The following is a 5,880-nucleotide window of genomic DNA, read 5'->3' as shown; positions in this document are numbered from 1 at the left end:
TCCTCCCGCCCGTTGTTTGAACGAAACTGAATCACAAAACTATGCAATCAAACAAGAATTAATGGGTGTGCTGCCTAGACAAAACCTGCAGCCAACTCCGTGCGGTACATGTTGCTTCACAAAGACCGAAAGAGTCGTGAGGATACTTTATTATATATGAATATGAGAATGCGTTTTTGATCTAGATCAAACCAATGCACATATTGGAATATGTTTTTGGTCAGATAATCGTGTTTGCAAAATTTGTAGCGGTTTTTCTCATTTCGACGTGGCGTTGTTGTCCATCTGCTCTGCAGACGGCCCGTGTTGGAGGGATCAATTTGGAGGCGGATTGGCCCCACGCGCAGTCAATTCAGAAGACACGTTGCAGTCAGATGGGTTCGCCACCTGATTCCGTGACCTTTCAAACTTGTCCAGACGGGCATCGTTGAATTCATGGGGCATCGATCGCCGTTCACGTCACAGAAAACGCTCGGAATGCTTTGAGCGGCCGATCCCTGCAGCACGGTCGTCTGGTGAGAAACGATGGCGATAGTAAGGAGAAATCGGGCTGGATTTGGTCATGCCGTCCCATCGCATATCAGTTGAACCGGCGCCTTGAATTTATTGTGCGGCGTACTCAATCACCAACCACCCATTGCGAAATCGTGCACTCATTGGTGCTCTGATGGAGCACCAATGGAGGTAACATGAGCGTTCAAGCACTCTGTCAGCTTCACTGATACGGCCTGTGCCTTCGCCCGGGAGCTGGTCGAAGCGGGAGAATATCCCGACATCAGGCATGCGTCTTGCTGTTAAGCTTGATGGCCGGCTTATTCGTCATGACGGACCCCGGCATCGTCTGACCGCAGTCTTCAAGCCAGACATCGAAGCACGGCAAGTGCATCTTGCACTTGTTGCTTTTGGGGGTCGGGATTGTACAAGTCTGGCCGCGACACGACGCCTGATTTCCCAGTAGCAGAGGCTTTTCTACCAACATTCAGTTTGCCGGCGAATTGAATCGGTCTGAGTCGCCCACAAGCTGAAGAAGTCGATTTGCGAAAGAATGCGCTGTGGGGCCGCGCCATCAACTCTTGCGGACATAGACCAGCGACATCGAGTCCCTCAACGTGATTGGTCCGCCCTCGTAGTCCGACCCGATCGAGGGTGTTCGCAAGGCAATGCGCCAACCGTCGCCCTCAATCCCCTCAATCGGCAGGTTCAGCGGATCGAACTCTCTGGTCGGCTTGCCTTCCATGTGAGAGACCGTCAACACCTGCTCGCCATCCGGCCCGTTCCGGAACGAGGTGAACACGGTGCGTCCGTCGATCGGCTCCAGATAGCCGAACTGATCCCCGGGACGGTAGTTTTCCCGCAGCCATGGTCGCGCACGGCGGAAGTTGCGTAACTGGAGACAGAAATGAGCCTGATTGGCCTCCAGAGATGACAGCGAATTGGAGACGTTGCAGTAGTCGTGCATGTCATCCATCCATGCCTTTGCGATTTGCTTGAGAGTGCCGACGGAGAATTCTGGACCGGCCATTTCCGGTTCCGACGCGTTCAAAAGCTTCGCTATTTCTTCGAGGTCATATTCCGTGACCTCCACCAATGCCGGAAGGAATTCGAAAAACCTTGCGAGTTCTTCTCGCGTCTCGAAACCAAGAGACTTCAAGCGCGCGAAGTTGGCCGGTATCGAATAGCTGTATTCATCCACTTGCCATTTGAGGCTGATCGCCTCTTCGGCCACAATCTTGACGCCGTACTGGTCATCCTGATTTCGGATAAAGCCCCACGACGCACGCGCCATGGCGTTGAGAAAGTCCATTGGTACCCCGGGCATTGCCACGTAAGTGAGCACGTGAACTGCGGGGTTGTCATAGGCCTTGTCGAGGATCTCCATCCGCGATCGCCCAAGCCGCGTGTTGACATTGAGCTTGGGACTGACTTGCGTTCCCCTGCGCAAGGTGTCGTGGTTTGACGTGCCCGAGATCCAGTTTTCGCCTACAGATGTCATTTCGCGGATACGCCAATATTTCGACAGCCAGAACGTGTAGAGAAAGGGCGTGTTGTGCGCGAAGGTCAGCGGGCCCCATTGGAACACGTCGTCATCGCGTTGGTTTTCAATCACCGAGCGGTATGATGAAGATAGTTCCCAGTCCTCTTCCGGCCATGGTCGGCCATCCTCGAAGATGAACCATGGTCGGTATTTGGTTCCGGCGACATCCTGAACGATATCGGCCATCGATTGCAGATAGGCATCGTCATGGCGCAGTTCCTGCTCGGCGGCATCCCACCACTTGAAGTCCTGGGCGCCGTCGACACGCACACCGTCCGCGCCGAAATTCACTTTTCGTCGTTGCAGTTCCAGAAGGATCGCGCGCACTGATGCGTTCTGGTAGTCGAGGTTTTGCCCGTACATGTTGGGTCCTGCAAAGTAGTGGCCATTCAGGGCCTTGCGGCCTTGATTGTCCGAGTGCCCGAACACGATGTCAAAGATCAGCTTTTTTGGCCCGGATGGGAAATTATGCAGGGTCGCGGCCAGCTCGACCAGTTCATCCGGACGGCCCGATTCAAGCAAAACGGGGTTCACGGCGGCCATTCCCGAGATCACGACATCATAGCCCCAGTTCGTTGTGTCCGGACGCAGGAGAGACACTGACACCTGGTCATTTGTAGCGTCACTTTCCTCCCAGAAGTCCGGACCGGCCTCGTATACGGTCGTCGGTTCCACGGGCAAGAGTTGCACCGCGTCATAGCCGAGGAACACCTGGTCGGCAGGTTCGAGTGGCAAGTCACGGGCGATGCGTTCGGCAAGGCGCTGATAGTGCCGCGTCAGGCTTGCCAGCGTCCCGCCAGCGGTCGCGGTCGGGACATGAATTTGAAGAATACTGGTAGGCGGCCCGAACTTGTGCGGTTCTGCGCTTTTCAACGCTTTGAAATATTCCAGATCGCCGCGTCGCGCCTGCATGGCCTCAACATCGTACAGTTCCGCAGGCGCCATCGCGCCAAAGGGCAGTGACGCGGCCAGTGGATCGAGGATGCGGTGCCACTTGTCTTCGGCGTCACGCCAGGTCAGCGCATAGAAATCGCCCACAGCATCCTGAGCTCCGGACAACATTCCGGCAACGGCGGTGAAGCAATAGGCATCCTCGCGAATGACGGGCACGTAAGCACGCTCAAAATGAACGTCCAGATGCGACCTTGTCAGATCGATGGCATCGATCGGGCGAAGGATTTCGAGGAAGATATCGCTGGTCGGAACCCGCGCGTCGAGTAGTTCCGGCGTCCAGAAGCCAAACTTGGACACGTCACCGATCACCCGCCCGCCAAGCCTGCGCGCAATCTCGCACTGCGCCTCAAAGCTGCTTTTCGCAATCGTCAGCGACTCGCGCGTTGCATCGGCTTCGGCCTGCGCGGCCTCTTCAACGAAGTTTATGGTGTCCTTGAGTGACATGTATTCGGCTTTCCTGGTATGCGTCATCCCCCCTCATGCGGGCGGGTTGGTCTTTTGTGGCGGGGTCGCAGGGAGCCTTTAGCTCCGGTCATGAACGAGGAAGATCACCGACAGTGGCGGGAGATAAATCTCTGCGCTGGCGGCCTGATCATTATGGGGCTCGGGCCGGGCTTCTACCGCTCCCATGTTGCCGCGCCCCTGTCCGCCATAGATCTCGGCGTCGGTGTTCAACGCTTCGCGCCATGTGCCGGGCATCGGGAGTCCGATCCGGTAGCCCGGCTGCTCGACCGGCGTGAAATTACAGACCACAACAACGTTGGGGGCATCGAGACTCCCGCGCCGGAGCCACGCATATACAGACGTCTGGGCGGCGTCGGCCTCGATCCATTGGAAGCCGTCCGGTTCCGTATCCTTTTCGTGCAGCCCGGGTTCGCCGCGGTAAATGGTGTTGAGATCACGCACCAAACGTTGCAGACCTGCATGGCGCGCATCCTTCAGTGCTGCCCAATCCAGTTCTCCGGAGTGGTTCCATTCGCCGGCCTGACCGAATTCCTGCCCCATGAAGAGCAGTTTCTTGCCCGGGTGGCCCCACATGAACGCATAGTAAGCGCGCAGGTTGGCAAAGCGATCATCGACGCCACCGGGCATCTTGCCCAACATCGAACCCTTGCCGTGCACAACCTCATCATGGCTGATCGGCAGGACGAAGTTTTCTGAGAACGCGTAGGTCAGACCAAAGGTCATCCTGTGGTGGTGATGCTTGCGGTGAACGGGATCCTTTTTCATGTATTCGATCGTGTCATTCATCCAGCCCATGTTCCACTTGAACCCAAAGCCCAGGCCGCCCTGCGATACCGGGCGTGATACCCCGGGAAAGGCGGTGCTTTCCTCGGCGACGGTCATGATGCCGGGATGCGCGCCATACGTGGCCGTATTCACCTCGCGAAGCATGTCGATGGCTTCGTAATTCTCGCGACCGCCATCCTTGTTGGGCACCCATTCGCCCGCCTTGCGCGAATAATCCCGGTACAGCATCGAGGCCACGGCATCCACCCGCAGGCCGTCGACATGATATTCATCCAGCCAATACCGTGCATTGGCCACGAGGAAATTTTTCACCTCGGCCCGCCCGTAATTATAGATCAGAGTGTTCCAGTCCTGATGAAAGCCTTCACGCGGATCGGCGTGTTCGTAAAGCGCCGTGCCATCGAACCGGCCGAGCCCGTGGGGGTCAGTGGGGAAATGCCCGGGCACCCAGTCCAGGATCACGCCAATTCGATTGTTATGTGCAGCCTCAACCAGATTGCGGAACTCGTGCGGCGGCCCGTGGCGGATCGTCGGGGCGAACAGGCCGACTGGCTGATATCCCCATGAACCGTCGAAAGGATATTCGCTGACAGGCATCAACTCGATATGGGTGAACCCCATTTCGGCCACATAATCAATCAACTCGACCGCAGCCTCGCGGTACGACAAGGGTCGTCCGTCGTTTTTGCGCCGCCACGAGCCCAGATGCACCTCGTAGATGCAAATCGGAGCATTGCGGTCGTTTTGCGCGTGCCTTTTCGCCATCCAAGCCGCATCATTCCACCCATAGCCACGAATGTCGCGCACCACTGAAGCGTTCTCCGGCGGGTGCTGCGAGCCGAAGCCTACTGGATCGGCCTTGAGAGGTTGCAGCGTGCCGTCCGCGCCCAGAAGTTCGTACTTGTACGCTTCACCCTCGCCGATGCCCGGGATGAAGATTTCCCAGATCCCCGAGGCACCCGCGCGCCGCATGGGGTGGCGGCGCCCGTCCCAATTATTGAATCCACCCACCACCGAAACGCGACGTGCATTGGGCGCCCAGACTGCAAAATGGGTGCCAGTGACACCCTCGTGCTCGCGCACATGCGCGCCAAGCACATCCCAGAGCTGCGCATGGGTGCCTTCGCCGATCAGATACTCGTCCAGTTCACCGATAACGGGGCCAAATCTGTAGGGGTCCTCGAAGGTCCAGTCGTTACCATCTGCCATGATCGCGTGAAGGCGGTATCCCGCAGCCTCGTCGATAACGCCCTGGAACACACCCGTGGCATCCGGCACGGGCTCAAGCTGCGTCTTATCGGTGTTGCCCTGAAGCGCAAACACTGTTGCTGCTTCGGGCAAAAACACTGCGACGGTTGTACTGCCATCGCCATTTGGGTGGGGCCCAAGAATGCCAAAAGGATCGTCGTGCTCGCCCGCAATCAGGCGGCTGAATGCCGCGTGTGTATGTTGCGACGGGGTTCCGTAAGCAGAATGTTTCATAATCCAACACTAATGCTCATTACCCACAGTTCAACCGGAAGACCGATTAACGCTATGCCCCCGCGAGCTGTCGGCATCGCATTGCCATGTGTGGACGGTTCCTGTTTAGCAAGGTTTTTTTGACGTCGTGATCATCGCGGGTTGCGGTCATGTGTCCG

Annotated in this window: 2 protein-coding genes; both read right to left on the bottom strand. The window is 57.2% G+C overall.

What is annotated here, in order from left to right; translation table 11 throughout:
- Nucleotides 1-1,066 precede the first annotated feature (1,066 nt).
- A complete protein-coding gene (gene gghA / locus LC354_RS25900) occupies nucleotides 1,067-3,460 on the bottom strand; it encodes a glucosylglycerol hydrolase (RefSeq protein ID WP_223428847.1) in 2,394 nt (797 codons plus the stop codon).
- A 51-nt stretch (nucleotides 3,461-3,511) separates the two neighbouring features.
- On the bottom strand, nucleotides 3,512-5,722 hold the full coding sequence (gene glgB, locus LC354_RS25895) for a 1,4-alpha-glucan branching protein GlgB (protein WP_223428846.1): 2,211 nt from the start codon (nucleotides 5,720-5,722) through the stop codon (nucleotides 3,512-3,514).
- Nucleotides 5,723-5,880 lie beyond the last annotated feature (158 nt).

The organism is Tateyamaria pelophila, assembly GCF_019966495.1.
Classification (GTDB): Bacteria; Pseudomonadota; Alphaproteobacteria; order Rhodobacterales; family Rhodobacteraceae; genus Tateyamaria; species Tateyamaria pelophila.
The sequence above is the reverse complement of the archived record's forward strand: the minus strand, read 5'-3'. Positions and strand labels throughout refer to the sequence as shown.

Excerpts from the sequence above, each read along its gene's own strand:
- glgB (WP_223428846.1), bottom strand. The coding sequence starts at position 5,722 with ATGAAACATTCTGCTTACGGAACCCCGTCGCAACATACACACGCGGCA.
- gghA (WP_223428847.1), bottom strand. The coding sequence starts at position 3,460 with ATGACGCATACCAGGAAAGCCGAATACATGTCACTCAAGGACACCATA.